Source organism: Janthinobacterium sp. BJB301 (assembly GCF_002735685.1).
GTDB lineage: Bacteria > Pseudomonadota > Gammaproteobacteria > Burkholderiales > Burkholderiaceae_D > Janthinobacterium > Janthinobacterium lividum.
In genome coordinates, this window is the sequence record NZ_PDZJ01000001.1 from 1206977 (window position 1) to 1231645 (window position 24669).

The 24669-nt window shown below is 65.8% G+C and carries 17 protein-coding genes; 6 read left to right on the forward strand and 11 right to left on the reverse strand.

What is annotated here, in order from left to right; genetic code table 11:
• Positions 1 to 65: 65 nt before the first annotated feature.
• Together CSQ91_RS05255 and CSQ91_RS05260 are read right to left on the reverse strand one after the other, a co-directional pair.
• Entirely contained in the window at positions 66 to 911 is an 846-nt protein-coding gene (locus CSQ91_RS05255; protein ID WP_099387585.1) for a universal stress protein, read from the reverse strand.
• Positions 912 to 935: 24 nt separating this feature from the next.
• A complete protein-coding gene (locus CSQ91_RS05260) occupies positions 936 to 2741 on the reverse strand; it encodes a PHA/PHB synthase family protein (RefSeq protein WP_099387586.1) in 1806 nt (601 codons plus the stop codon).
• A 384-nt stretch (positions 2742 to 3125) separates the two neighbouring features.
• On the opposite strand from CSQ91_RS05260, the gene CSQ91_RS05265 reads away from it, so the two are divergent.
• Positions 3126 to 3365 (forward strand): hypothetical protein, encoded by a 240-nt coding sequence (locus CSQ91_RS05265; protein ID WP_143450952.1) that lies wholly within the window; start codon positions 3126 to 3128, stop codon positions 3363 to 3365.
• Here CSQ91_RS05265 and gcvA read toward each other — a convergent pair.
• On the reverse strand, positions 3362 to 4264 hold the full coding sequence (gene gcvA, locus CSQ91_RS05270) for a transcriptional regulator GcvA (RefSeq protein ID WP_099387588.1): 903 nt from the start codon (positions 4262 to 4264) through the stop codon (positions 3362 to 3364). The two genes, CSQ91_RS05265 and gcvA, sit on opposite strands and share 4 nt — an antisense overlap.
• A gap of 123 nt (positions 4265 to 4387) precedes the next feature.
• Here gcvA and CSQ91_RS05275 point away from each other — a divergent pair, with 123 nt between their 5' ends.
• Genes CSQ91_RS05275 through CSQ91_RS05285 form a run of 3 tightly spaced genes read left to right on the forward strand, consistent with a single transcriptional unit; the run spans position 4388 to position 7455 of the window.
• Complete coding sequence (locus CSQ91_RS05275; RefSeq protein ID WP_099387589.1) at positions 4388 to 5791, forward strand: MFS transporter; 1404 nt, start codon at positions 4388 to 4390, stop codon at positions 5789 to 5791.
• Positions 5788 to 6411 carry a glutathione S-transferase family protein gene (locus tag CSQ91_RS05280; RefSeq protein ID WP_099387590.1) on the forward strand — a complete coding sequence of 208 codons (624 nt, stop codon included), beginning with the start codon at positions 5788 to 5790 and terminating at the stop codon, positions 6409 to 6411. Before CSQ91_RS05275 ends, CSQ91_RS05280 begins: the two co-directional genes overlap by 4 nt.
• An 18-nt stretch (positions 6412 to 6429) precedes the next feature.
• Positions 6430 to 7455 carry an LLM class oxidoreductase gene (locus tag CSQ91_RS05285; protein WP_099387591.1) on the forward strand — a complete coding sequence of 342 codons (1026 nt, stop codon included), beginning with the start codon at positions 6430 to 6432 and terminating at the stop codon, positions 7453 to 7455.
• Positions 7456 to 7460: 5 nt separating this feature from the next.
• On the opposite strand, the gene CSQ91_RS05290 is transcribed toward CSQ91_RS05285, so the two are convergent.
• The 8 genes from CSQ91_RS05290 to CSQ91_RS05325 all read right to left on the reverse strand — a co-directional run bounded on the left by CSQ91_RS05290 (position 7461) and on the right by CSQ91_RS05325 (position 17577).
• On the reverse strand, positions 7461 to 8747 hold the full coding sequence (locus CSQ91_RS05290) for a DUF445 domain-containing protein (RefSeq protein WP_099387592.1): 1287 nt from the start codon (positions 8745 to 8747) through the stop codon (positions 7461 to 7463).
• A gap of 59 nt (positions 8748 to 8806) precedes the next feature.
• On the reverse strand, positions 8807 to 10204 hold the full coding sequence (locus tag CSQ91_RS05295) for an amino acid permease (protein WP_070279429.1): 1398 nt from the start codon (positions 10202 to 10204) through the stop codon (positions 8807 to 8809).
• A 210-nt stretch (positions 10205 to 10414) separates the two neighbouring features.
• Positions 10415 to 12202: an MFS transporter gene (locus CSQ91_RS05300; protein ID WP_099387593.1), complete on the reverse strand. Its 1788-nt coding sequence runs from the start codon at positions 12200 to 12202 to the stop codon at positions 10415 to 10417.
• Positions 12203 to 12255: 53 nt separating this feature from the next.
• A complete protein-coding gene (locus tag CSQ91_RS05305; protein WP_099387594.1) occupies positions 12256 to 13350 on the reverse strand; it encodes an N-acetylglucosamine-6-phosphate deacetylase in 1095 nt (364 codons plus the stop codon).
• A 3-nt stretch (positions 13351 to 13353) separates the two neighbouring features.
• Entirely contained in the window at positions 13354 to 14121 is a 768-nt protein-coding gene (locus CSQ91_RS05310; protein WP_034781637.1) for a DeoR family transcriptional regulator, read from the reverse strand.
• Between the two features lie 36 nt (positions 14122 to 14157).
• Complete coding sequence (locus tag CSQ91_RS05315; RefSeq protein ID WP_218963737.1) at positions 14158 to 15501, reverse strand: D-tagatose-bisphosphate aldolase, class II, non-catalytic subunit; 1344 nt, start codon at positions 15499 to 15501, stop codon at positions 14158 to 14160.
• Positions 15501 to 16454 carry an ROK family protein gene (locus CSQ91_RS05320; RefSeq protein WP_034781636.1) on the reverse strand — a complete coding sequence of 318 codons (954 nt, stop codon included), beginning with the start codon at positions 16452 to 16454 and terminating at the stop codon, positions 15501 to 15503. The genes CSQ91_RS05315 and CSQ91_RS05320 overlap by 1 nt, the downstream gene beginning before the upstream one ends.
• Positions 16441 to 17577 (reverse strand): SIS domain-containing protein, encoded by a 1137-nt coding sequence (locus tag CSQ91_RS05325; RefSeq protein ID WP_099387595.1) that lies wholly within the window; start codon positions 17575 to 17577, stop codon positions 16441 to 16443. Before CSQ91_RS05325 ends, CSQ91_RS05320 begins: the two co-directional genes overlap by 14 nt.
• A gap of 345 nt (positions 17578 to 17922) precedes the next feature.
• Here CSQ91_RS05325 and CSQ91_RS05330 point away from each other — a divergent pair, with 345 nt between their 5' ends.
• On the forward strand, positions 17923 to 21273 hold the full coding sequence (locus CSQ91_RS05330) for a TIM-barrel domain-containing protein (protein WP_257217227.1): 3351 nt from the start codon (positions 17923 to 17925) through the stop codon (positions 21271 to 21273).
• A 98-nt stretch (positions 21274 to 21371) separates the two neighbouring features.
• Positions 21372 to 24332 (forward strand): TonB-dependent receptor plug domain-containing protein, encoded by a 2961-nt coding sequence (locus tag CSQ91_RS05335; protein WP_099387596.1) that lies wholly within the window; start codon positions 21372 to 21374, stop codon positions 24330 to 24332.
• Positions 24333 to 24669: the final 337 nt, after the last annotated feature.

Consider the following 24669-nt stretch of genomic DNA (forward strand, 5'->3'; position numbering starts at 1 on the left):
CGGCGCCGCGCATGAAGTACAGCTGAGGGGCGGGTGAAGGAAGGCTGAAGTACCCGCCGGCCGCGCTAGTGCGACACCAGCACCGGCAACGTCGCCTCCTGCAGCACGGTGCGGGTGACGCCGCCCAGCAGCGCTTCGCGCAGGCGCATGTGGCCGTAGCAGCCCATCACGACCAGGTCGCAGCGCCGCTGCGCGGCCATGGCCAGCAGGGCCGCGCCCACGTCCTGGCCCGGCGGCGTGTCGTGCTGCAGCACCTCGACGTTGACGCCGTGGCGCGCCAGGTACAGGGCCAGGTCGGCGCCCGGCTGCTCGCCGTGCGCGGCCGCCTGGGCGTGCGAATTGACGACGGCCAGGGTGACTTGCCGCGCCCCTTGCAGCAGCGGCAGCGCATCGGTGATGGCGCGCAGCGCTTCGGCGCTGCCGTTCCAGGCCAGCAGCGGATGCTGCGCGATGCCCGCTGGCGCGGCGCAAGGCGCGTGCGGCACCATCAGCACGGGCCGGCCGCAATGCAGCATCAGGTATTCGGCCGTGCCGGCGATGACGCGCGACGGCGTATCCTGCGCATCCGTCTGGCCCAAGATCAGCAAGTCGCAATAGCGCGCCTGCAGCAGCAGCGCGCCTTGCGCATCGTCGTCGACGAAGCGCGTTTCGTAGCTGCCCAGTCCTTCCTCGCGGGCGATGCGCTCGAAGTCGTGCAGCGCCTCGCTGGCCTGGTTGCGCAGCGCCTGCATCTGCGCCGGCGCAAACTGCAGCGCGTTGACGCCGCCGCCATACGCGTAGCGCGAGATGCCGCTCATGGCCGAACCGATCAGGTGGGCCCCTTCGGCGACGGCCAGGCGCACGGCCAGGCGGATGCGCTGGGCGCAGTGGCGGGAATTGTCGACGTGGACCAGCAGGGTGGTATAGGGCATGGCGTTTTCCTCGGTTGTCGGTTGTCAGGTCTGCAGCACGTAGCTGCCCGGCGCGTCGCCCAGGGCAAGCCCCATGGCCGGTGGCGCCACTTGCGCGCCCGCGCGTTCTTCCAGCCACGCTTGCCAGGCGGGCCACCACGAACCGTCATGGTGCGGCACGTCGCGCTGCCAGCTGTCCGCGTCGACATAGGGCGCATCGTGGCGGTGCGTGGCCAGCTGGTAGCTGCGGCGCGGCTGGCCCGGCGGCGAGACGACGCCCGCATTGTGGCCGCCCGAAGTGAGCAAAAAGGTGACGTCCGTGTCGGTCAGCAGCTGCAGCTTGTACACGGAGCGCCACGGCGCCACGTGGTCCGTCAGGGTGCCGACGGCAAAGATGGGCGCGTCGATGTCGCGCAGGGCGATGTGGCGGCCCGCCGTGCGGTAGCGGCCTTCGGCCAGGTCGTTGTGCAGGAACAGGCGGCGCAGGTATTCCGCATGCATGCGGCAGGGCATGCGCGTGGCGTCCCCGTTCCAGGCCATCAGGTCGCTGTCCTGCTCGTCTTGTCCCATCAAGTAATGGCGCAGCTGGCGCGACCAGACCAGGTCGTTCGAGCGCAGCAGTTGGAAGGCGCCCGCCATCTGCTTGGTATCGAGGTAACCCTGCTTCCACATGGCCGCTTCCAGGAAGCTGACCTGGCTATCGTCGATGAACAGCGACAGTTCGCCCGGCTCCTTGAAGTCGACCTGCGAGGCCAGCATGGTGAGGCTGGCCAGGCGCGCATCGCCGTCGCGCGCCATCGTCGCGGCGGCGATCGCCAGCAGGGTGCCGCCCAGGCAGTAGCCGGCCGCATGCACCTGCGGCGCGCCCGTGATGCGGGCAACGGCGTCGAGCGCATCCATCACGCCCAGTTGCCGGTAGTCTTCCAGCGACAACTCGCGGTCTTCTTCCAGCGGATTTTTCCAGGAAATCATGAATACCGTGTGGCCCTGGCCCACCAGGTAGCGCACCAGCGAATTGTGCGGCGACAGGTCGAGAATATAGAACTTCATGATCCAGGCGGGCACGAACAGCAGCGGCGTCGCATGCACCTTGGCGGTGGTGGGAGCGTACTGGATCAATTCGATTAAGTCATTGCGGTAGACCACCTTGCCCGGCGTGACGGCCAGGTTCTGGCCCACCTTGTAGCGGTGCGCATCGGGTGCATGCGCTCCCATGGCGGCGCGCTGCCAGTCGCCGGCCGCGTGGGCCATGCCGCGCGCCAGGCTGGCGCCGCCGCTGTCGAGGGCTGCTTGCTGCACCACGGGATTGGTCAGCAGGAAGTTCGACGGTGCCAGCATGTCGAGCCACTGGCGCACGGTGAATGTGACGACATCTTCGTGGTGCGGCGAGACGCCGCGCACGCCCGTGGTGGCGCGGTGCCACCATTGCTGCTGCAGCAAGAAGCCCTGATAGACGAGGTTGTAGGGCCAGCGCCGCCAGGCAGGGTCGTCGAAGCGCCGGTCCTGCGGCAGCGGTGCGATGCACGGCGGCTCAGTGGCGCTGCCGGCCAGCGCCGATTGCAGCGCGTACTGCTGCCAGCGGCCGATCTTCTTCCACGCTTCCTGCAGCAGGGTTTGCTGCTTCGATGGCGCCAGCGCCAGGTGGCTGAGCCAGTCGGCGTAGGCGTTGCCCAGCGCGGCAGGCGAAATGCCGCCCGTGAACTTGCCCAGCCAGGCGCTCAGCAGCAGGTCCAGGGTGGCGCCTTCCGGCGCACTTTCCGGATAGTCGGGCACTGGCACGCCTTGCCAGGCGCTGCCCAGGCGCTCATGTTCAATGTTGTGTTCCGCGTCGCTCGGCTGCGTCTTGCTCATCCAGGGCTCCTGTCATTTTTTTACAGGGTAGCAAGAGCTTGTTCAAAAAATTATGATCTACATCAAGTTTGGCCGGATGCGTGCGGCAGGCGGCTTGCCACCTGGATGGAAGTTCGAATAAAAGTCATTTAAACGAATATTGGGATTAAAATGATTATATTGAATTTTAATCCACGCAGGTTCGGGCCTGGATGGCGTGAAAAGCTTGCTGTGAACCATTTTTCACTATGACAGGACATATTTCCTCCATCGTTCCACCGGTCGATGAATAAGAAAAACGATTTTTTCGTGAATTTATTTGTTGTATTTGATAAATTTATGTAGCAAGATGTAGTTAAGCAAGAAGTGAAGCAAGACCGCTCACGGTGGATAGAGGAGATGGACATGCATACGAAAATGTCGGCAAGCGGCAGCGAAGAGGCGGGCAAGGGCTACCCACGCGGGGCAGGCGCGGTTGCCGGCAATGCGTCCGTGCGGCGCCTGAAGGCGATCGGCTATCTGGCCCTGTTGCTGGCCATACTGCCGGCCGCAACGTGCATCGCCATGGGGCGCGCCGGCGTACCGGCGCCGTTCAGCACCGCCTGCGGCGTGGTGTCGTGCGTGGCCGCAGGCCATGCGCTCTAGCGCACTGCCTGCGCTTCCTCGCAGATCCATGCCATGAATGCCTGCACGGCGGGGCGCGTGGCCGCGTCGGGCCGCGCCACCAGGTAGTAGGCAAAGCGCGCGGGCCAGGGCAAATCCAGCACTTGCACCAGGCGCCCGGCGGCGATTTCCTCCTGCGCGTACAGCTGCGGCACCAGGGCCAAGCCCTGGCCCGCCTCGGCTGCGCGTATCAATAGAAAGTCATCTTCGAAGGCCGAGCCGCGCCGCGCCCGCGCCGCATCCGTGCTGTCGTCCGGGGCGCCATGCGCGGCCAGCCACAATGGCCAGTCGGCGCGGTCCGTATCGTGCAGCAGCGGGTAGCGCAGGCAATCGGCCGGCGTGGCGATGGGCGGCTGGCCCGCCATCAGGGATGGACTGGCGACGGGCACCAGCACGGGCGCCATCAATCGCGTCACCTGCAAGCCCGGATAGTCGCCCAGGCCGTGGCGCAAGGCCACGTCGACCCGGTCGCGGCGCAGGTCGACCAGCGCGGATGTCGCTTCCACGCGCACTTCGATATGGGGATGGTGCTGGTTGAAGCGGCCCAGGCGCGGCACCAGCCACGCGGCGGCAAAGGTGGCGACCGTGCTGACGGTCAGCGTCTGGCGCGCGCCCATGTCTTCCAGCGCCTGGCTGGCGCCGGCGATCTGCGCAAAGGCGCCCAGCAGGGCGGGGTGGACCATGGCGCCCGCCTCGGTCAGGCGCAAGCCCTGGCGTTCGCGCGTAAACAGGGGCATGCCGACCCGCTCTTCCAGCAGGCGGATCTGCTGGCTGACGGCGCCGGACGTCACGTGCAGCGCCTCGGCGGCTGCCTTGATGCTGCCGCGCTGGCCCACTTCGACAAAGGCGCGCAGTGCCTGGAGCGGTAAAGGATGCTTCATCGATATAGTTTTTCTATAGTTATCCGCGAAAAATCATCGTTTCAGTTTCGCTCTGGAAAAACGCATTATAGGGGCATGCGGCGTTCTTTTGACGTCGAGTAAAACTATATCGATAGGATCTCCATGTTACTTTCACATCGGCAACTTTGCCTGGTGTTGCTGTGCACCACGCAATTCGTTGCCTTGCTCGACTTTTCCATCACCATGATTCCCTTGCCGCAAATCCAGCAGAGTCTGGGCTTTACGCCCGGCGGGCTGCAATGGGTGATCAATGCGTATGGCGTGGCCATCGCCGGCTTCCTGCTGCTGGGCGGGCGCGCGGCCGACATGTTTGGCCGCCGCCGCGTCTTCATCACGGGGCTGCTGCTGTTCACTGCCGCCTCGCTGCTCGGTGGTTTTTCGCACAGCCCGGCCATGCTGGTAGCCACGCGCGCGCTGCAGGGCTTCGGCGCCGCCATGTTTTCGCCGGCCGCGTTCTCCCTGCTGCTGGCCGTGTTTCCCGAGCCGGCGCAGCGCAACCGGGCGTTGGGTGCCTGGACGGCGGTGGCGGCCAGCGGCTTTGTCGCGGGACTGATCCTGGGCGGCTTCATCACGGATATGCTGGGCTGGCGCTGGGTGCTGTGGATTAACGTGCCCGTCGGCTTGCTGGTGCTGGCCCTGTCGCCGGCCTTGCCCCTGGGCCGGCCCGATGTGGATAGCGCTGCGGCTGGCGGCGCGCTCGATGTGTGGGGTGCGCTGCTGGTGGCGTCGGGCGCGGCGACGCTGGTGTTTGCCTTTGCCAATAGCGAGCATGTGGGACTGGCGCATCCGCTCACGTTTGCCCTGGTCGCGCTGGCGCTGGCCCTGCTGGCGCTGTTCGTCTGGGTGGAGGGACGCGTGGCCGCGCCGCTGATGCCGCTGGCCGTCTTCCGGCGCCGCTCCACGGGCGGCGCGAATATCGTCTCCCTGCTGGCCAATACGGCCCTCGGTCCCACCTTTGTCGTGGTGGCGCTGGCCATGCAGGAAGTGCTGGGCTTCAGTGCCACGCGCACGGGGCTGGGACTGTTGCCGATGGCCGTCGCCTTTACCGTGGCCAGCGCCTGGGCCGGCCCGGCATTGATCGCCCGCTGCGGCACCAAGCCCGTCATCGTCGGCGGCATGCTGCTGTTTATCGGCGGGCTGGCCATGCTGGGCACTTCGCTGGCCACGCTGTCGGCCTGGAACGCCTCCATCCTGCCCGGTACCGTACTGGCCGGCATCGGCTATGGCCTGGCGTTTCCCGCCTGGACGGTGGCCGGCATCGATGGCGTGCCGGAAGCGGACCATGGCCTGGCGGGCGGCATGCTGACCACCACGCAGGAGGTCGGGTCCGCCGTGGGCCTGGCCGTGGGCGTGGCTGTCAGCATCGCCGTGCTGGCCGGCGGCGGCACGGCCGCGCAAGGCTACAGCAGCGCCATCCTCGTTTCCGCCTGCCTGGTCGTGGCGGGCCTGGCGTGCGCCGTCGCCATCCTCCCCGGCAAGGCCGCGCGCCAGGAGGCGGCGCCATGATGGAGCTCTATACCGACAGCTCGCCGAACGGTTTCAAAGCCACGATTGCGCTGGCCGAACTGGGCTTGCCATACCGGCTGCGCCACGTGCGCATCGAGCAGGGCGAACACCGGCTGTCCGCTTTCCTGGCCCTCAATCCGCACGGGCGCATCCCCGTGCTGGTCGACCACGAGACGGGCATCACCGTGTTCGAGTCGGCCGCCATATTGCTGTACCTGGCCGAGAAAACGGGGCGGCTGCTGCCGAAGGCTCCCGCGCAGCGCTGGGCCGCCATCACCTGGCTGCAATTCCACGCGGCCAGCATGGGGCCGATGCTGGGCCAGCGCGTGCATTTCGAGATCGCAGGCGGAGGCGCGAATGCGGCCGCCACGGCGCACTTTCGCCAGCTGTGCGACGCCGCGCTGGCCACCATGGATGGCCGCCTGGCGGACAACGCCTACCTGGCCGGCGACGGCTATTCCATCGCCGACATCGCCAGCTTCGGCTGGCTGCATATCGCCCGCATCGTCGGCTTCGAACTCGATGACTGGCCGCACGTGGCCGCCTGGTACGCCCGCGTGGCTGCCCGTCCGGCCGTGCAGCTGGGCATCTCCATTCCCGCGCCCGCCACGGGCGCCTGATTTTGATCAAGGAACAACATGAGCATTGACATCATAGAAGGCGCTTCGTCGCAGGCTTTCACGCAGCACCGCGGCTACCGCCGCATGTTCGCGCCCGGCGCGCTCACCCTCGGCATTTATCTGCCGCTGCGTTTTTACCAGGGCGACATGCGGGCGCTGGCCGGCCAGGCCGACCTGGTCGCCGCCATGGACCGGCAAGGCTTTGCCGCCGCCTGGGTGCGCGACATTCCCCTGTTCGACCCGCGCTTCGGCGATGCGGGCCAGCTGTTCGATCCATGGACCTATCTGGCGTATCTGGCGGCGCGCACGGAGTCGCTGGCCCTGGCCACGGGCAGCGCCATCTTTACCCTGCGCCATCCCATCGACCTGGCCAAGGCGGCCGCCAGCATCGACCAGCTGTCGGGCGGGCGCCTGGTGCTGGGTACGGCGTCGGGCGACCGCGCCAGCGAATTTCCCGCGTATGGCGTGCCGCATGCCACGCGCGGCGCGCGCTATGCGCAGGCCGTGCACATGTTCCGCCAGTTGCTGCAGCCGGGCTCCGCGCATATCGACGGCCCGCTGGGCAGCCTGGCTGGCCTCGAACTGCTGCCCAAGCCCGTGGCGGGCGTCATTCCCCTGGTCGTCACCAGTTCCTCGGGCCAGCCGCTGGAGTGGATCGGGCGTCATGCCGACGGCTGGCTGACGTATCCGGAAGCGACGGACACGCCGGACGGGCCGCGCCGGCTGGCGGACAAGATCAGCGCCTGGCGCCAGTGCATCCCCGATGGCGGCTTTCGTCCGCACATGTGCAACGAGTGGCTGGACCTGGTGGACGACCCCGATTATCCGCGCACACCCGTGCGCAGCGGCTATGTGCTGCGCACGGGGCGCAAGGGCTTGATCGACTTGCTGGGGGAATGGCGCGAAGCGGGCGTCAACCACGCGGCGCTGGGCATCCAGCATGGCCAGCGCCCGGCTGCGGAGGTGCTGCAGGAACTGGCCGAGGAGGTGCTGCCGCACTTTCCGTCGCATGCGGCGCCGTGCGGGGATATTCTTCGCTGGTAGTGGCGCTAAAACGCCTGGCTGACTGAATAAATCAGCAAGCCGGCCAGACCGCCCACGATGGTGCCGTTGATGCGGATGAATTGCAGGTCGCGCCCGATGGCCAGTTCGATGCGCTCGCTCATTTCATCCTTGCTCCACAGGTCCAGGCGGGCGGCGATGAAGGCGCCCACTTCGCCCCGGTAGCGGCGCACCAGCGAGCCGCTGCCGGCGACGATGGCGTCGTTCAGCCATGCCCGCGCAGCTTTGTCCGTCTCCAGCACCTTGCCCGTGTTGCGTGCCAGGCCGGCGATGGCTTGTGCCAGCACGGGCTGGTCGGCGTGCAGGTCGGCCAGCAGGCGCGTGCTGATGTGCTTCCAGACGTCGCCCAGCATGGCTTGCACCGTGTCGCTGGCGACCAGCTGCAACTGGTAGCGGCGCACCGTTGCCTGCCACTGCGGGTCGGCCTTCAGGTGCAAGGCGCTGTCGGCGATCCAGCCGGCGATGCGCTGGCGCAGCGGGTGCTGCGGGTCGACGCGCACGGCGAGGGCGAATTTCTGCAGCGAGGCGATCATGCGCGGCTCGTACGCTTTCACGGCTTTTTTCACCAGCGCGTTCTCGATCTGGAAAGCGCCCAGCACGAAGTCGCCGATGGCGGCGTGGTGACCTTCGTCGTCCAGGTAGGCTGCGCTGCGGTCGAGCATGAAGTCCAGCAGTTCCTGCGGCTTGCCGTCGGCGATCAGCGCATCGATGCAGTCGGCCGCCACGTCCGACAGATTCAATTGCCCAAGATAGCTGCTGGCCTGTACACGCAGCAGACGCCCCAGTTTCTCGTGATCGGCCATCGCCAGCAGCTGCCTGGCGACACTGGCGCTGGCCATGCCCAGCCGCTGCGCGTGGACCTCGTCACCGAGCCAGGTGCCCAGCCGCGCGGCGGGGTCGGCCTGCACGATGCGCTCGGCGATGCCTTGTTCGGTAATGAAATGGTTTTCCACGAAGGCGCCCAGGCTGCGGCCGATGTCCGCCTTGCTGTTCGGGATGATGGCCGTATGCCACAGGGGGATGCCCAGCGGGTGGCGGAACAGGGCCACGACGGCGAACCAGTCGGCAATCGCCCCCACCATGGCCGCTTCGGCGAACGCTTCCACATAGCCCCAGGCGGGGTGGCCGCCCCGCTGCGAACGGGCCACGGCGAAGACCAGCGCGGCCAGCAGCAGCAAGCCAACGGCCAGCCACTGCATGTTGCGCAGGCGCGCGCGCTTGAGCTGGTCCGTGCTCTGGTCCAGCTGTGCGATGAGGTCGGGGGAAGGTTGCATGGATGGCGGCCTGCAGGGTTGCGAGACCGCCATCTTACTGCGATGGCGCAGTGACGGGATTACTGTTGCGGATGCAGCAGCGAACGGCGGCGCGCGTAGCCGAAGTAGATCACCAGGCCGATCACCAGCCAGATGGAAAAGGCCACCCAGGTGACCCAGCTGAGGAAGCTCATCAGGCCCACGCACAGGATCACGGCCAGCGCCGGCACATACGGCACGCCGGGGCAGCGGAAGGCGCGCGGCAGGTCGGGGCGCTTCTTGCGCAGCACCACGACAGCTATCGACACCATGGTGAAGGCGGCCAGCGTGCCGATGTTGATCAGCTCGGCGAGGATGTTGAGCGGGATCACGGCGGCGATCAGGCCGAAGACGATGCCGACGAGCCAGGTGGCGAAGAACGGCGTGTGGAAGCGCGGGTGCACGGTCGACAGGCGCTTTGGCAGCAGGCCGTCGCGCGACATGGCGAAGATGATGCGCGTCTGGCCGAAGGCCATCACGAGGATCACGGTGGTCATGCCGAGGATGGCGCCCAGGTCGACGAAGCCGGCGATCCAGTTTTCGCCCGCGTATTGCAGGGCCAGCGAGACGGGATGGTCGACGCCGAGGAATTTCTGGTATGGCACGATACCCGTCATGATGGCCGACACCACCACGTACAGCACGGCGCACACGGCCAGCGAACCGATGATCCCGATAGGCAGGTCGCGCGACGGCTTCTTGACTTCCTCGGCGGCCGAGGTGACGGCGTCAAAGCCGATGAAGGCAAAGAAGACGAGGGCGGCGGCGCTCAGCATGCCGTGGTAGCCGAACGGCATGTAGGGCTGCCAGTTGGCCGGCTGCACGTGGCGCGCGCCGAAGATAATAAACAGCAGCACCACGCCCACCTTGATGGCCACCATGATGTTGTTCAGGCGCGCCGATTCGCGCACGCCCCAGCCCAGCATGGCCGTCAGCAGCAGCATGATGACGAGGGCCGGCAGGTTGATGAAGGTCGTCACGCCGGGCAGCGCGCCCGGTGCGGCGGTGAGTGCGACGGGCAGGGCGATGCCAAAGCCCGACAGCAGCGACTGGAAGTAGCCGGACCAGCCGACGGAGACGGCGGCAGCGGCCAGGCCGTACTCGAGCAGCAAGTCCCAGCCTATCATCCAGGCGGCCAGTTCGCCCAGGGTGGCATAGCTGTAGGTGTAGATGGAGCCGGCCACGGGCACCGTGGAGGCGAATTCCGCGTAGCACAGGGCGGCGAAACAGCAGGCGACGGCCGCCACGACGAACGATAGCGACAGGGCGGGGCCGGCCGTCAGCGCGCCCGTGCCGGTGAGTACGAAAATGCCCGTGCCGACGATGGCGCCAATGCCCATGAGGACAAGGTCGAAGGGCCCCAGCACCTTGGCCAATCCTCCTGGCTTCTTGCTGTGGGCAATCATGTCATCCAAATTCTTGGTTCTAAATAAGCTCACTGTGTCTCCTGGTGGTTTTTGTCATGGCGCCATTGCCGCCTCGTGAGTAGCACGACGCAGCCAGATTCTAGCCCACGCGCCCGTGATTCCTGAAGGAAAACCGTACGGTGCCGTGCGCGCCAGCCCCGTAAACTTGCCTGGCAGGCAAAAAAACAGCCCCGGATATGGGCCGGGGCTGGAAAGGAGACTGCTACAAATGGTTACGTGGGTTTACCTTGAAAAATGCGCCTCGATCTCTTCCAGGGTCTTGCCCTTCGTTTCAGGGAGCAAAAACGCGGCCGCCAGGAAGTACAGCACGGTGCAGCCGGCGCCAAAGAAGAACAGCGTCGAGTAACCATGCAAGCCCACGGTCGGCAGGAAGATGGCGGCGATCACCGTCGAGACGAACTGGTTGACGAGCAGGGCGATGCTCATGCCGTTCGAGCGGATGCGGGTCGGCATCAGCTCGGACAGGGCCAGCCATACGCATACGCCAGGACCGACTGCAAAGCTGGAAACGAACACGCAGATGGCGATCGCCACCAGCCAGCCGTGCGTGGACGAAGGCACGGGGCCCAGGCTGGCCTTCTCGATGCGCAGCGGCGCGTCGCGTCCGGCGGCCGGGTCGGCGAAGGGGTTCAGGTGCAGCTTGCGGAAGAACACGCCGATCACGCTGTCGGCCTGCACGGCGTCTTCCCGGGCGATGGACACCTGGCGCAGCACGGGATCGTCGCTGCGCAGGCTTTTCACATTCGTGAACGGGCCGTAGGCGTAGGCGATGGTCAGCTGTTGCGGCGTGCCGTCGGCCGCCGCGCCCAGGGCTGTCAAGGTGGCTGCATCGAGGTGCAAGGACAGGCTGTCCGCTTGCACTTGCGCCGCGATGGCGGGGCGCACGTCGGCCAGGTGCGCTTCGGCGCCGCGGAACAGCAGGCCGGCCGCCAGCAGCGAGACGACGATGCCGCCCGTGCCCAGCATCAGCAGGAATTTGCGGCCCTTGCGGTCCACCAGCAGCACGGCCACCACCGTCATCACGGCGTTCAGTACTTTCAATAACACGTCCGCCATATTGGCCGAGGCGCCCGACAGGCCCGCCTGGTTGAGGATATTGACGACATAGGCGAGGATGGAATTGATGCCCGTCGCCTGCGTGCAGGCGAGGATCAGGCAGGCCAGCAGGAAGGGCAGCACGTAGCGGCGGCTCAGCAGCGGATCCCTGGCCTTGCCGCTTGCCTTGGCCGTATTCTCCGGCGTGTCCTGCATCTCGCGCAGTTCGATGTCAGCGGCGGCTGGCAATCGCGTGCGCAGCAGCGACTGGCGCGCCTGCTCGATGCGGCCCCGTTGCGCCAGCCAGCGCGGCGATTCGGCCAGCAGCAGGGCGCCGATGGTAAATACGAGGCCCGGCGTCAAGCAGACCCAGAAGATGCTGCGCCAGGCATGGTCCTTGGCCGCGAAGATGGCGGCGATGCGGCCCGCTTCCGGCAAGGCTTGCGCCGCCTGCGTGGCCGTTTCCACCGTCTGCGCTTGCAGCAGGCCGATCAGGGCGGCGGCCACCAGGCCGATGGTCAGCAGCAGCTGGAACAGGGCGGCACCGCGCCCGCGCTGTTGCGCGGGCAGGCATTCTGCCAGGTACAGGGGCACGACGACGCCGATCAAGCCGCCGCTGATGCCTTGCAGCAGGCGGCCCAGCAACAGCGGCGTGTAGCCGTCGGCCAGGGCGATCAGCGGGATGCTGGCGCTGAACAGGGCGCCGGCCAGGAACATCACCCAGCGCCGGCCGAGCAGGTCGGCCAGGGCGCCGGCGAACAGCGATGACAGGACGGAGCCCAGCAGCACGGCGGCGACGATAAAGCTCAGCTGCTGAGCCGTCAGGTTCCAGGCCACGGAGGCCGTCGATTCCAGGTAGGGCAGGGCACCGGCGATGATGCCGATGTCTATGCCGTACAGCAATCCCCCCATGCCGGCAATAAATAGCAGGTAGCGCATGGCCCACACGGGGGCCTTGTGTGACGTGTCGTGCATGAAAACTCCGGGACGGGGTTGAGGTTGGGGGGGGCTGGGTCTAGAGACTGAATCTAGCGGGTGGAAAGATCGATGGCCGAGCCTTCGACGAAGACGGACACTGGCTGCAAGTTGGCATCGAGGACGACGATATCGGCCCAGGCGCCGGGCGCCAGGCGGCCCCGTTCGGATTCGCCCAGGTAATCGGCCGGGTACAGCGACAGGCGGTTCGAGGCGTCGGCCAGGTCCAGGCCCAGGTCGACGAAATTGCGCAGCGCCTGGTCCATGGTCAGCACGCTGCCGGCCAGCGAGCCCGTTGCCAGGCGCACGCAGCCCAGGCATTTGTAGACGCGCTGCGTGCCCAGGCCGTATTCGCCATCGGGCATGCCGGTGGCCGAGGTGGCGTCCGTCACGCCGTACAGGCGCGGGATGGCGCGCAGGGCCGCGCGCAGGGCGCCCTTGGCCACGTGCTGCAGGTCGGGGATGATTTCCGCGTATTCCGCATGCGCCAGCGCCGCGCCCACCATGCCGGGGTCGTAATGCGTCATGCCCGTCATGCCGTTGTACAGGTGCGTAAAACCGGAGACGCCGGCATTGAGCGCCGCGACGCCTTCGTCATACGTGCCGGCGCTGTGGCCGATCTGCACGCGGATGCCCATCGCCGCCAGTTGCGGGATCAGTTCCAGGTGGCCGGGGATTTCCGGCGCCATGGTCAAGACCTTGATGGGGGCGATGGCGTGAAAGCGCTGCACCAGCGCCAGGCTGGCCTGCACCACGTCGGGCGGCTGCGCGCCCAGGCGGTGCAGGTTCAGGAACGGGCCCTCCAGGTGCACGCCCAGCATGCGCGCGCCGTTGGCGGGGCGCTCGGCGATGACGCCGGCCAGGCCTTGCAGGGCGCGCAGGATCGACGGCTCCTTGGCTGTCAGGGTGGTGCCCAGCAGGGCCGTGGTGCCGTGGCGCGCATGCACCTGCGCCACGGTGGCGCCGGCGTCGCCGCCCTCCATGATGTCGACGCCGGCCGCGCCATGCACGTGCAGGTCGATAAAGCCGGGCAGGATGGTCAGCGCGCTGTCGGCGGCAGGGTCTTCCTGTATCTGGACGATGCGCTGGTCAAAAGTGATGGTGCCCGTGATCCAGCCAGATGGGGTAAGGATTCTGCCGCTCAGCATGTGTTATTCCGCTATAAAAAGTTCGATGCCCAGCTTTTGCAGCCCTTCGCGGTACTCCTGGCTGATGCTGGCATCGGTGATGACGGTATCGACCCGGTCCAGCTGCACGATGCGGTGCAGGCTGACGCGGCCGAACTTGGAGGCGTCCGTGAGGACGATGATTTTCTTGGCCCGTTCCACCATCTTGTGGTTCAGGCTTGCTTCCGCTTCGTGGTGGGTGGTCACGCCAAATTGCAGGTCGAAGCCGTCCACGCCCAGGAACAGCTTGTCGAAGCTGTACGCCTGCAGGCAGGTTTCCGCCTGGCTGCCCTGGATCGACAGCGACTGCTTGCGCAGCAGGCCGCCCGTCAGGATCAGGTCCACGCCCGGCGCGTCGGCCAGTTCCCACGCGATGTTCAGGCCATTCGTGGCCACCGTCACGCCCGTCGCATCGCGCAGATGGCGCGCCAGCGAAATGGTGGTGGTGCCCGAGTCGATGATGATGTTGTCGCCCGGTTCCACCAGCCGCGCCGCATAGGCGCCGATGCGCTCTTTCTGCTCGTGGTTGATGGCATCCTTCTGGCGTATCGTGTGCTCGGGCGGCGGCGTGCGCGTCAGGGTCGCGCCGCCGTGGCTGCGCGTTGCCATGCCTTGCGCTTCCAGCGCATTCAAGTCGCTGCGGATGGTGACCGCGGACACGCCGAGCTTTTCCACCAGATCGGTCACCTGCACCGAGCCCTGCTGGGCAAGCATTTGGAGGATGGATTCACGGCGTTGGCTGGTATTTCGCATGGTGGCGGGCTCAGTAAAAAATGAAAAATACCGAGCTTAACAGATTGCCGCTTCGGCAATGACGGCCACTGCCGCATTGCGGTTGCAGGCGCGCGCATATTGCGCCAGCAAGCTGCCGATCTTGTGCTCGATCAAGGCTGGCGCCTGCGCTGGCAAGCTGCCCTGCACCACGGCCAGGTACTGTTCCGGCAAATGCTGGCTCAGCAGCGGCAGCGGAATGGCCACGGTGTCCAGATTGGCCAGCAGCTTGCCGGCGGCGGCCGCCACTTCCGGCTCGCCCCAGTAGTAGCGGCAACGGTCGCTCAAGCCGTAGCGGCGCATCAATCGCTGTTCTTCCGGCGTGCCCAGGTAATGCTTGATCCAGTTCTTCGGCTTGGCCACCATCACGTCGTCGAGCACCTGCATCAGCTGCGAGGTGGCGTGCGCCGGCAGCAGTTCTTCCTCGATCTGGCACAGGGCGAACAGCGCCTCGCGCAGGGCGAAGGTGGCGGCAGGCCCCACTTTCAGTATGGCGAAGTGGTCGCGCACCATGGCATGCAGGGCGGACTCGCGCTGATAGTCGGTGGAATGGGCTTCGAACACGAGCCCAGGCTGCTCGGCGACAAAGGCCGACAGCTCGGTGGCGGCGTCCGCGTCGTAATGCTGGATGCTGCTCTGGTCGAAATCGACGCCCGGCTGCACCACCATGGCGATGACCCGGCGCCAGGCGCCATGCAGGTCGTTCTCGAGAAACGCGCGGCGGTGCACGTCGAGGGTGCGGCGCGCCGCTTGCGGGCTGGTAACGGCTCCGGCCTGCGCCAGCGACGCTTCGCCGCCGGGAATCGGCACTTCCGTGCCGATCACGTAGACGGGTGGCGCGAAGCCGGCGGCGGCTGCCGCTTCCTCGGCGACGATGCACAGGCGCGCCGAACGGGCGGCCACGGTTTCATCGTCGAGCTGCAAGGGGTCATCAATGCAGCGCATGCTGCAATCGAGGTGGATCTTGTGGAAACCGGCCGACGCATACGCGGCGATCAGGGTTTCGGCGTGATTCATCGCGGTGGCCGCATCGAGGTGCTGCCAGGCGTTCGGACCCAGATGGTCGCCGCCCAGCACGAGGCGGCTGGCGGGAAAACCCTGTTCGCGGGCCAGTGCCAGCATGGTGTCGCGGAAAACGGCCGGCGTCATGCCCGTGTAGCCGCCGAACTGGTCGACCTGGTTCGACGTTGCCTCGACCAGCAGCACGGTGTCGTATTCGCTGGCCACGCGCATGGCGGCGCGCAGCACGCTCGGGTGGCTGCAGCAGACGGCGTACAGTCCCACGCGCTCGCCGCGGCGGTGCGCCTTGATCACTTGCTGGATCGGGGACAGGGTAAAAGTCGGGTTTTCCGCTTGATTCATCATGTTGACGCCTTTGTATGTTGTCGTATCAAAAGGGCCGCGCCGCGCGCGCCGCCGGCATCGCCAAAGCGGGGCGGCAGGATAGGCGGCACGTGCACGCCGGGGAACAGGTGGCGTTTCACCGCTGCCGGCAGCTTGTCGTACAGGTGCGGCAGCTTGGACAGGCCGCCGCCGAGCACGATGACGTGCGGGTCATAGGCCAGCACCAGGCCGGCCAGCGCGTGGCCCAGCACATCGAGGTGCACGGCCACCGTGCGCTGGGCCACGGCATCGCCCATGTTGGCGCGCGCCACGATGGCCAAAGGCTCCGCGCCGTCGCCGCCAAAGTGCGCGTGGATTTTGCGCATGGCGGGGCCGGAGACATAGCGTTCCAGGCAGCCCGCCTTGCCGCACGGGCAGGGGTAATCGGCCAAACCATGCTGCGCCAGCAGGGTGGCTGGCAGGCTCCAGTGGCCCCATTCGCCGGCCACGCCGTTAAAGCCACGCAGCAGCTGGCCGCCCACGCAATAGCCGCCGCCTGCACCCGTGCCGAGGATGGCGCCGAACATGCTGGCGGCATTGTCGGCCGCGCCGCCTTGCGCTTCCGACAGGGCGAAGCACTGGCAATCATTGCCGATGGCGACAGGACGTTTCAAGGCCTGCTGCAGGGTTTGCGCCACCAGGCGGCCGTTCAGGGCCGGCACGTTGGAGCTCAGTTGCCGGCCGCTGGCGCTGTCGATCACGCCGGGCAGGCCGATGCCGACAGGCGCCGTCGTGCCCAGGGCCGCGTCGCCGCGCGCCACCAGGTCGACGATGGCTTGCACGAAGGCGGCAAAATCGTCGCCCGGCGTGGCCACCCGTTCGCGGAACACTTCCGTCAGCGCGCCGTCGCGGTCGGCAAAGGCGACCAGCTCCATCTTGCTACCGCCGATGTCGATGCCGTGATAGCCGGCTGTGTGATTAGAATTGGTCATGGCCATAGATGGTGACGCCCTGCACGACACGGTTGACGATGCCGCCGGCGAATGGATTGTCGGGGCGCAGTTGCAGCAGCGCGGACTGGTGCAGCGCATATTGCTGCGCCATCAGCAGCCACAGCGGAGCCAGCCAGGCGTCGGGCCAGGCCGGCGCATCGGTTGACAGGTCGCCGCCGATGCCCACCGTCAGGCACGTCTGCGCCACGCTGTCGCGCTGCAGTTCTTTCCATAGATCGTCTTCGTACTGGCGCGCCAGCGGCTTGCTGCTGCGCAGCAGGATCACCAGCGACTCCGTGGTGACGGCCGATTTCGGGCCGTGGCGGAAACCGAGCGGCGTATTCGCCATCGCCATCACGCGGCCACCCGTCAATTCCAGTATCTTCAATGCCGCTTCCTTGGCCAGCGCTTCCAGCGGGCCGCTGCCCAGGTAGACCACGCGCTGCACGGATGTTGATCCCAGGTCCGCCACGGGGGCCGACCAGTCGCGCAAGGCTTGCTCGCCCAGCTGCGCCAGGGTCTCCAGGCGGTTCAGATCCGTGTCCTTGCCCAGTACCGACAGGGCTGCCAGCAGCATGCTGCTAAAGCTGCTGGTCATGGCGAAGCCGCGATCGCAGCTGCCTTCCGGCATCAGCAGGTTATACGTATTGCTGTCGTTCGCGCCCTGGCGCGCCAGCTTGCCGTCCGCGTTGCAGGTGATGTTCAGGAAGCGCGCGCCGGGCACGACCTGGCGCAGCAGTTCCACGGCAGCCAGGCTTTCCGGGCTGTCGCCGCTGCGGGCAAACGAGACGAGCAGGGTGGGGGCGTGCGCTTCCAGATACAGCTCATGGTGCGTCAGCAAAGTCGTGGTGGCGATGGCGCGGATCTGCGCAGGCCATGCCGCATTCAGGGTGTCGACGACGATTTCGCCCACATAGGCCGAGCTGCCGGCGCCCGTCAGGATGACGCGTTGCTGCGGATTGGACAGCGCGTCGCCGAGGAAGGCGGCCAGGGCCGCTTGTTCGTTGCGCAAAATGCTGGCCAGCGCGCGCCAGATGGCTGGCTGGTGCGCGATTTCCTCGGCCGTGTGCAGGCCGCCGATGTCGCGCCAGGTTTGAATGTCACGCTGAAGAAGGGTAGTCATGGAGTGTCAGTAAAGTGTTTGTTGGAGAAAGCATAAATACTAAATTTCGAAAAGTCAAATACGAAAGTAAAACGAAAGTAAATAGTTGTATGCCTTGCGAAATAATGTCGTTTTAAAGGCCGTGAAACATGCTGCGGTGCAGCGTAAAAGCGTGTGGCGGCGCGGCCTGTCGCTGAAATGCGACGATAACGAAAGATTGCGCTGTGGAATTTGAGTTAAACGTAAGATAAATTGGCTTATTTTAGGCATTTTATTAATAAATTGGCGCCATAACTTTCTTTTGGTTGACGATATTTATTTTTCTTCTTAAAGTAATTTCATTGAATCACTTCTGAAAGCCAGCAGATGAACCCTCTCCCGCTTCCCCGCCGCGTCCTTGCCGCCTGTGTCCTCGCGGCCCTTGCCACCCTGGCTGCCCCCGGCCTGCATGCCGCGACCATCGGCAATCTGCAGTCGCTCTCCGCCGTGCGCGCGGCCGACGTGGCCAAGGGCGAGGCAGTGGGCTGGGATGTGCGCAGCGATACGGGCATGCAGCTGCGTATCAGCTTGCCGCAGGCGGACGTGCTGCGCATCCAGGCGGGCGGCAAGGGCGGCTTGACGGGGCCGGGCGACAAGGCCGCGCCCATCGTCGTGGGCCAGCCTGCCGCGCAGGTGGCGTACCAGATCAATGAACAGCCCGACCATATCCTGATCAGCACTGATGCTTTGAGCCTGCGCATCGACCGCAAACCGTTGCGCTTTACCCTGTTGCGCAAGGGCGACGCGGTGCCCCTGTGGCGCGAGGTGCAGCCGCTGTCGCTCGACGACAAACAGGGCGTGCAAGTGTTATCGAGCCTGCCGGGCGAGCGGTACTTTGGCGGCGGCCAGCAGAATGGCCGCTTCGAATTCAAGGGCAAGCAGGTGCCCGTGTCATATTCGGGCGGCTGGGAAGAGGGCGACCGGCCGAATCCCGCGCCATTCTTGATGAGTTCACGGGGCTGGGGCATGCTGCGCAATACCTGGGCCGACGGCAATTACGACTTGCGCGACCAGGAACAGATCTCGCTGCAGCACGCGGAAGGCCGCTTCGATGCGTATTTCTTTGTCGGCAAGGATCTGCGCGACGTCGTCGCCCGCTACACGGACTTGACGGGCCGCGCGCGCATGCTGCCCCGCTGGGCGCTGGAATACGGCGACGCCGATTGCTACAACGATGGCGACAACGTGAAAAAGCCCGGCTCCGTGCCGAAGGGCTGGACGGACGGCCCCACGGGCAAGACGCCGGACGTGGTGGAAAGCGTGGCGCGCCAGTACCGCGAACACGACATGCCGGGCGGCTGGATCCTGCCCAACGACGGTTATGGCTGCGGCTACACGAACTTGCCGGAAACGGTGAAGGGCCTGGCAGGCTATGGCTTCCGCACGGGCCTGTGGACGGAAAACGGCGTCGACAAGATCGCCTGGGAGGTGGGCCAGGCGGGCAGCCGCGTGCAAAAGCTCGACGTGGCGTGGACGGGCAAGGGCTACCAGTTCGCCATGGATGCGAACAAGTCGGCGTATGACGGCATCCTGAACAACTCCGACAGCCGCCCCTTCCTGTGGACGGTGATGGGCTGGGCCGGCATCCAGCGCTACGCCGTGGCATGGACGGGCGACCAGAGCGCCAGCTGGGATTACATCCGCTGGCACATCCCGACCCTGATCGGTTCGGGCCTGTCCGGCCAGGCGTATGCGTCCGGCGACGTGGACGCCATCTTTGGCGGCAGCCCGGAAACCTATCTGCGCGACTTGCAGTGGAAAAGTTTTACGCCCGTCCTGATGGGCATGTCCGGCTGGGCCGCGGCCGAGCGCAAGCATCCGTGGTGGTTCGAGCAGCCGTACCGCGACATCAACCGCCGCTATCTGAAGCTCAAGATGCGTTTGACGCCGTATATGTATACCCTCGTGCGCGAAGCCGAACAATCGGGCGCGCCGCTGGTGCGCGGCCTGATGTGGGATTATCCGCAAGACCCGGCCGCCTACACGGAAGCGTATAAATATCAATTCCTGCTGGGCCGCGACGTGCTGGTGGCGCCTGTCTACCGCAGCCAGGCCGTCAGCGGCGGCTGGCGCAAGGGCATCCACCTGCCGCAGGGTACGTGGTACGACTACTGGGATGGCCGCCAGGCCACGGCGGACGCGCAAGGGCGCGACCTGGACATGCAGGTCACGCTGGACAAGCTGCCCGTGTTCGTGCGCGCCGGCGCCATCCTGCCCATGTATCCGGAAATGCTGTACGACGGCCAGAAGCCGAAGGACCAGCTCACGCTCGACGTGTATCCGCAAGGCGATTCCGACTACACCCTGTATGAAGACGACGGCAACACGCGCCAGTACCAGGGCGGCGCCTTCAGCCAGCAAGTCATCCGCATGCGCCAGACGAGCGCCGACGTGCAGGTCGACATCGGCGCCGTCGATGGCAAGTATCAGGGCCAGGAAGGGCGCCGTGGCTATGCGCTGCGCATGCTGGCCGGCCAGGCCCCGGCCGCCGTGCGCGCCGGCGAACGGCTGATCGCGGCATTCGTCGACCGTGCCGCCTACGACAAGGCGGCAGACGGCTGGTTCTTCGATGCGGCCGATAGAAAAGGTACCCTGCACGTGAAAGTGGCGGCGCAGGACATCCGCCAGCCTTTGATGCTGCAAGTCGCCGGCGCGCTGGCCGTGGCGCGAGCCGACGCCGATTTCCCGGCCGCCCCCGTGCCGGGCCGCGCCTTGCCGGCCGACGCCATGCAGGTGGTGGCGCGTCCTGCGGAAGAAAGCGGCTACCCGCTGGAAAACGCCTTCGATGGCAAGCCGGAGACGTGGTTCCGCACCGTGCGCAGCCCGTCCGTGAAAAGCGGGCCGCACGAATGGGTGGTCGGCTTTACGGAACGGCGCCTGGTGGACGGCATCGAACTGGCGCCGCGCAACGACCAGCACTGGAAGCATGGCCAGGTGCGTGACTATGAAATCTACATCGGCGACAACAACGGCGAGTGGGGCGCTCCGCTGGCACGCGGCACACTGAAACTGCAAGAGGGGACGCAGACCATCAGCTTCCCCGCCACGGCCGGGCGCTTGCTGCGCTTCCGCGTGATGAGCACGCAAAATCCGGAAGGCGATGGCGCGGCGTCCCTGGACCCGATGGTGACGGCGGCGCAAGGCGCGCCGGTGGCGCGCGCGTTCGATGCGGCGCTGGCGACCGACGTGGCGCCCGTCACCTTGTCCGAATTCCGCGTGCTCGAACACCGCGTGGCCGAAGGCGCGGAGGCGCAGCGCTATCTGTCGGACCTGGCGCTGCCGAAGAATATCGCGAGAGACCGGCCAGCCGGCAAGGCGGCCGAGATGCGCATGAACGGGCTGTGGTTCCGCAAGGGCCTCGGCGTGGGACCTGCCAGCCGCATCGACTTGCAGCTGGCGGGCAACTGGAATCTGCTGCGCGCCGACCTGGGCGTGGACGATAGCTGCCGCAGCGCGGGCGGCTTGCAATTCCAGGTCTGGAGCGGCGAGCGGCTGCTGTACGACAGCGGCCTGGTCACGGCTCCCGGGGTGGTCAAACCCGAAATCGACGTGCGCGGCCTGAGCCAGCTCAGTTTGCGCACCCTGGGCGCGCGCGGCGCCCGAGCGGCCCAGATCTGCGGCAACTGGGCCAATGCCGTGCTGACCGGCACGGAGGGCGCGACGGTCAAGCCGCGCTAGGCACTCAATCATTTCACTAAAAACGAGCCCCTCTTCGGACCGGGGAGGGGCTCTTGCAGCCTGACGAAAACAAATCACTTATAAAAAGGGAGATGGGAATGCACTTGAAAAAACTGATGGCCGCCATGGCGGCGGTAGGATTGGGCTCAACTGCGCTGGCATCAACGGCGCTGGCAGCGGAGGAGGAGAAACTGGCGCGCGTCGAAGTGACGGGTTCCAGCCTGAAGCGCATCAACGCGGAAACGGCGTCGCCGGTACAGGTGATCAACGCCAAGCAGATCGAAAACATGGGCGCGCTCACCTTGCTGCAAGTGCTGGACAACCTGCCCGCGGCCCGTCCGGCGCAGCAGGACTTCCGCTCGATGTTCACGGGTTCCGATGGCGGCTCGCAAGCGAACTTGCGCGGCCTGGGTGCGCAGGGCACCCTGGTGCTGCTGAATGGCCGCCGCCTGTCGTTCTATGGCGCGCCGGCCGGTTTCCAGACCATGTTCGTCAATATCGACGCCATTCCCGCCGCCGCCATCGAGCGCATGGAGATTTTGACGGACGGTGCATCGGCCGTATATGGCTCCGATGCCGTGGCCGGCGTCATCAACGTGATCACCAAGAAGTCGTATCAAGGCCTGGAAGCGCGCGCCAATGGCGAATTTTCGCCCAGCGTGAAAGCCTATGGCGAGCGCCAGGCCAGCGTGCTGTATGGCCTGGGTGACCTGGCCAGCGACGGCTACAACGTCTACGGTTCCGTGAACGTCTACCAGCGCGACCGCATCGCGCTGGCCGATACCTGGCGCAAGCGTCCCGCGTATTTTTATGCGAACAATCCCAATTTCATCCCGAACATGCGCGTGGGCGTGGGCAGCGAACCGGGCACGATGAATCCCGGGACCTTTTTTGTCTTCGACAAGGCGAAGAACAATGCGCGCACCCAGCGCGCCGTCAATGGCTGCAACAACAGCATCACCGAAGCGTCGGGCACGCGCTGCGTGTGGAATGCGCTGCCCAACCAGCTTGATACGGGGCCTACCTCGGAGCGCGCCACGGCTTACCTGAGCGGCCGGCTGAAACTCGGCGGCGACATGGAAGCGTTCGCGGAAGGCGCCTTCACCCACATCAAGATGCGCGGCGAGAATGGTCCGTCCAGCTTCAATAGCGGCAGCACGAATAACTGGTTCGCGCGCAATACGGGCAATACCCTGAATACCTTCGCCACGCCTTTCCTGAGCCCGAACAACGTCTACCTGAAAGGCAAGCTCGATGCCGATATGGTGGCGAAGATGGGCGGCGCGGCCGGCTTGAATTACCTGCTGCAGGATGCGACGGGCCACTTCGGGCAGAAGAATGTCGATGAAAACTACCGCGCGCTCGTCGGCCTGCGCGGCAGCATCGGCGGCGGCTGGGATTTTGAAACGGCGCTCAGCGTGGCAGGCAGCCATTCGACCCTGTTCCAGACGGCGAACATCAACATCAAGGGATTTGAACAGGCGTTCGGCCCGTTCACGAAAGATCCCGTCAGCGGCCGCACCTATATCTCCGACAATCCCGCCTACAAGTTCGGCGAAATCAGCGAGGCCAATGCGGCGCTGGTGCGCGCGGCCTACCCGACCTTCGCCATCGAATCGTGGACCAAGCTGATGACGTGGGATGCGAAGCTGGAAGGCACCCTGTTCAAGCTGGGCGAGCGCGAAGTGCGCGCCGCCGTGGGCACCAACATCATGCGCGAGAGCTTCCTCACGCCCGGCAACGCGGATGCGGCGAATGGCTTGATTACGCAGCAGGGCGGTTCCTGGTTCGATGGCCGGCGCACCATCGCCGCCGTGTTTGGCGAAGTGGTGGTGCCGCTCAGCGACACCCTGGAAGTCAACGCGGCCGCGCGCCTGGACAAATACCCGCACTTCGCCGCCAACCTGGCGCCCAAGCTGGGCGTGATCTGGCGCGCGCGGCCCGACCTGATGCTGCGCGGGACGTATTCGGAAGGCTTCCGCGCACCCAACCTGGCCGAATCGGGCACGGGTGGCGTCTTTGCGCAGGTGGGCGGCATCCGCGACACCGTGCGCTGCGACGAAACGAATGCCATGGCGCGCGCCCTGATGAAGTCCGCGGTCGCGACGGATGCGGACCTGGGCAAGAGTTTGCTCAATTCGAACTGCTCCACGACGGTGGGTGGCCTGACGCCGCCGAACCAGAATCTGCGTCCGGAAAAGGCGAAGATATCGACCGTGGGCCTGGTGCTGCAGCCGGCCAAGGACGTGAGCATCTCCATCGATTACTGGTTCATCAACCGCCGCGACGAAATCGTGCGCCAGGACTTCAACGAGCTGTTTACGGAACTGGTGGCCAAGTACGGCCCGACCCTGGCCGGCACGCCCAGCGCCATCCGCAACGACCTGACGGATACGGACCGGGGCAACGTCGCGGCCGTGGCGGCCATGTGCGCCAATCCCGCCAATGCGGGCGTGTGCGCGGGCGGCGTGCCCGGCTACTCGGTGGGCAACCTGGGCGGCTTGATCAACTCGTATTCGAACCGTGGCCGCACCCTGATGGATGGCGTGGACATCGATGCGCGCACGCGCTTTGCGCTCGGCGACTGGGGCAAGCTGAGCACTGGCATCGCGGCCACCATCCGCAAGCGCGACACCCATGACAGCGAAGACGGCAGCGACATCAAGGGCAACACCGTCGGCTACTACGATTCGCCGCGCTACCGCGCTACCGTCAACGCCGACTGGAGCTACCGCAACTTCGTCAGCAGCGTCTTTATCAACTATTCGGGCAAGACGCGCTGGGCGTATGGTCCCTGGGACAAGGACAACACGCCGGAAAACTGCACTGCCGCCTCGGTGGCCTTGCCGGCCGGCCAGTGCAAGGGCGCGCCGTCATACACCACGGTGAACCTGGCCTTCAGCTGGAAGCCGCTGAAGAACCTGGACGTGGGCCTGAACGTGAAGAACGCGTTCAACAAGCAGCCGTACTACGACCCGAACGGCTGGGAAGGCTACAACCATAGCCAGGACCTGTTCGGCCGCCAGTTCGCCCTGTCGGCCAGCTACAAGTTCTTTTAAAGCGTGACGATGCCCCGGTCCGGCAGCCGGCATGGTGCGGGCCGGGGTATTGCCATGAAAAAGAAAATACAATACTCCAATATGCACAATACGAAAGATAAACGTAAGTGAAAGAGGATAGGCATGTCTTCTTTCGCGTTGCTCTTCCCGGATTGCCACGCGGATTATCCGCTGCCGGACGACTCCTTGCCTGCGCGTGTATCTGCCATACCACGATAACGAAAGTTATCTGCCGCGAGTCTCATTCAATCGAAAGATAAATACTCTTTATTTGCTCAACTTAGCGATAAATTTACGTTATAACTTTCTTTTTGTTGACGATACTTATTTTTCTTTT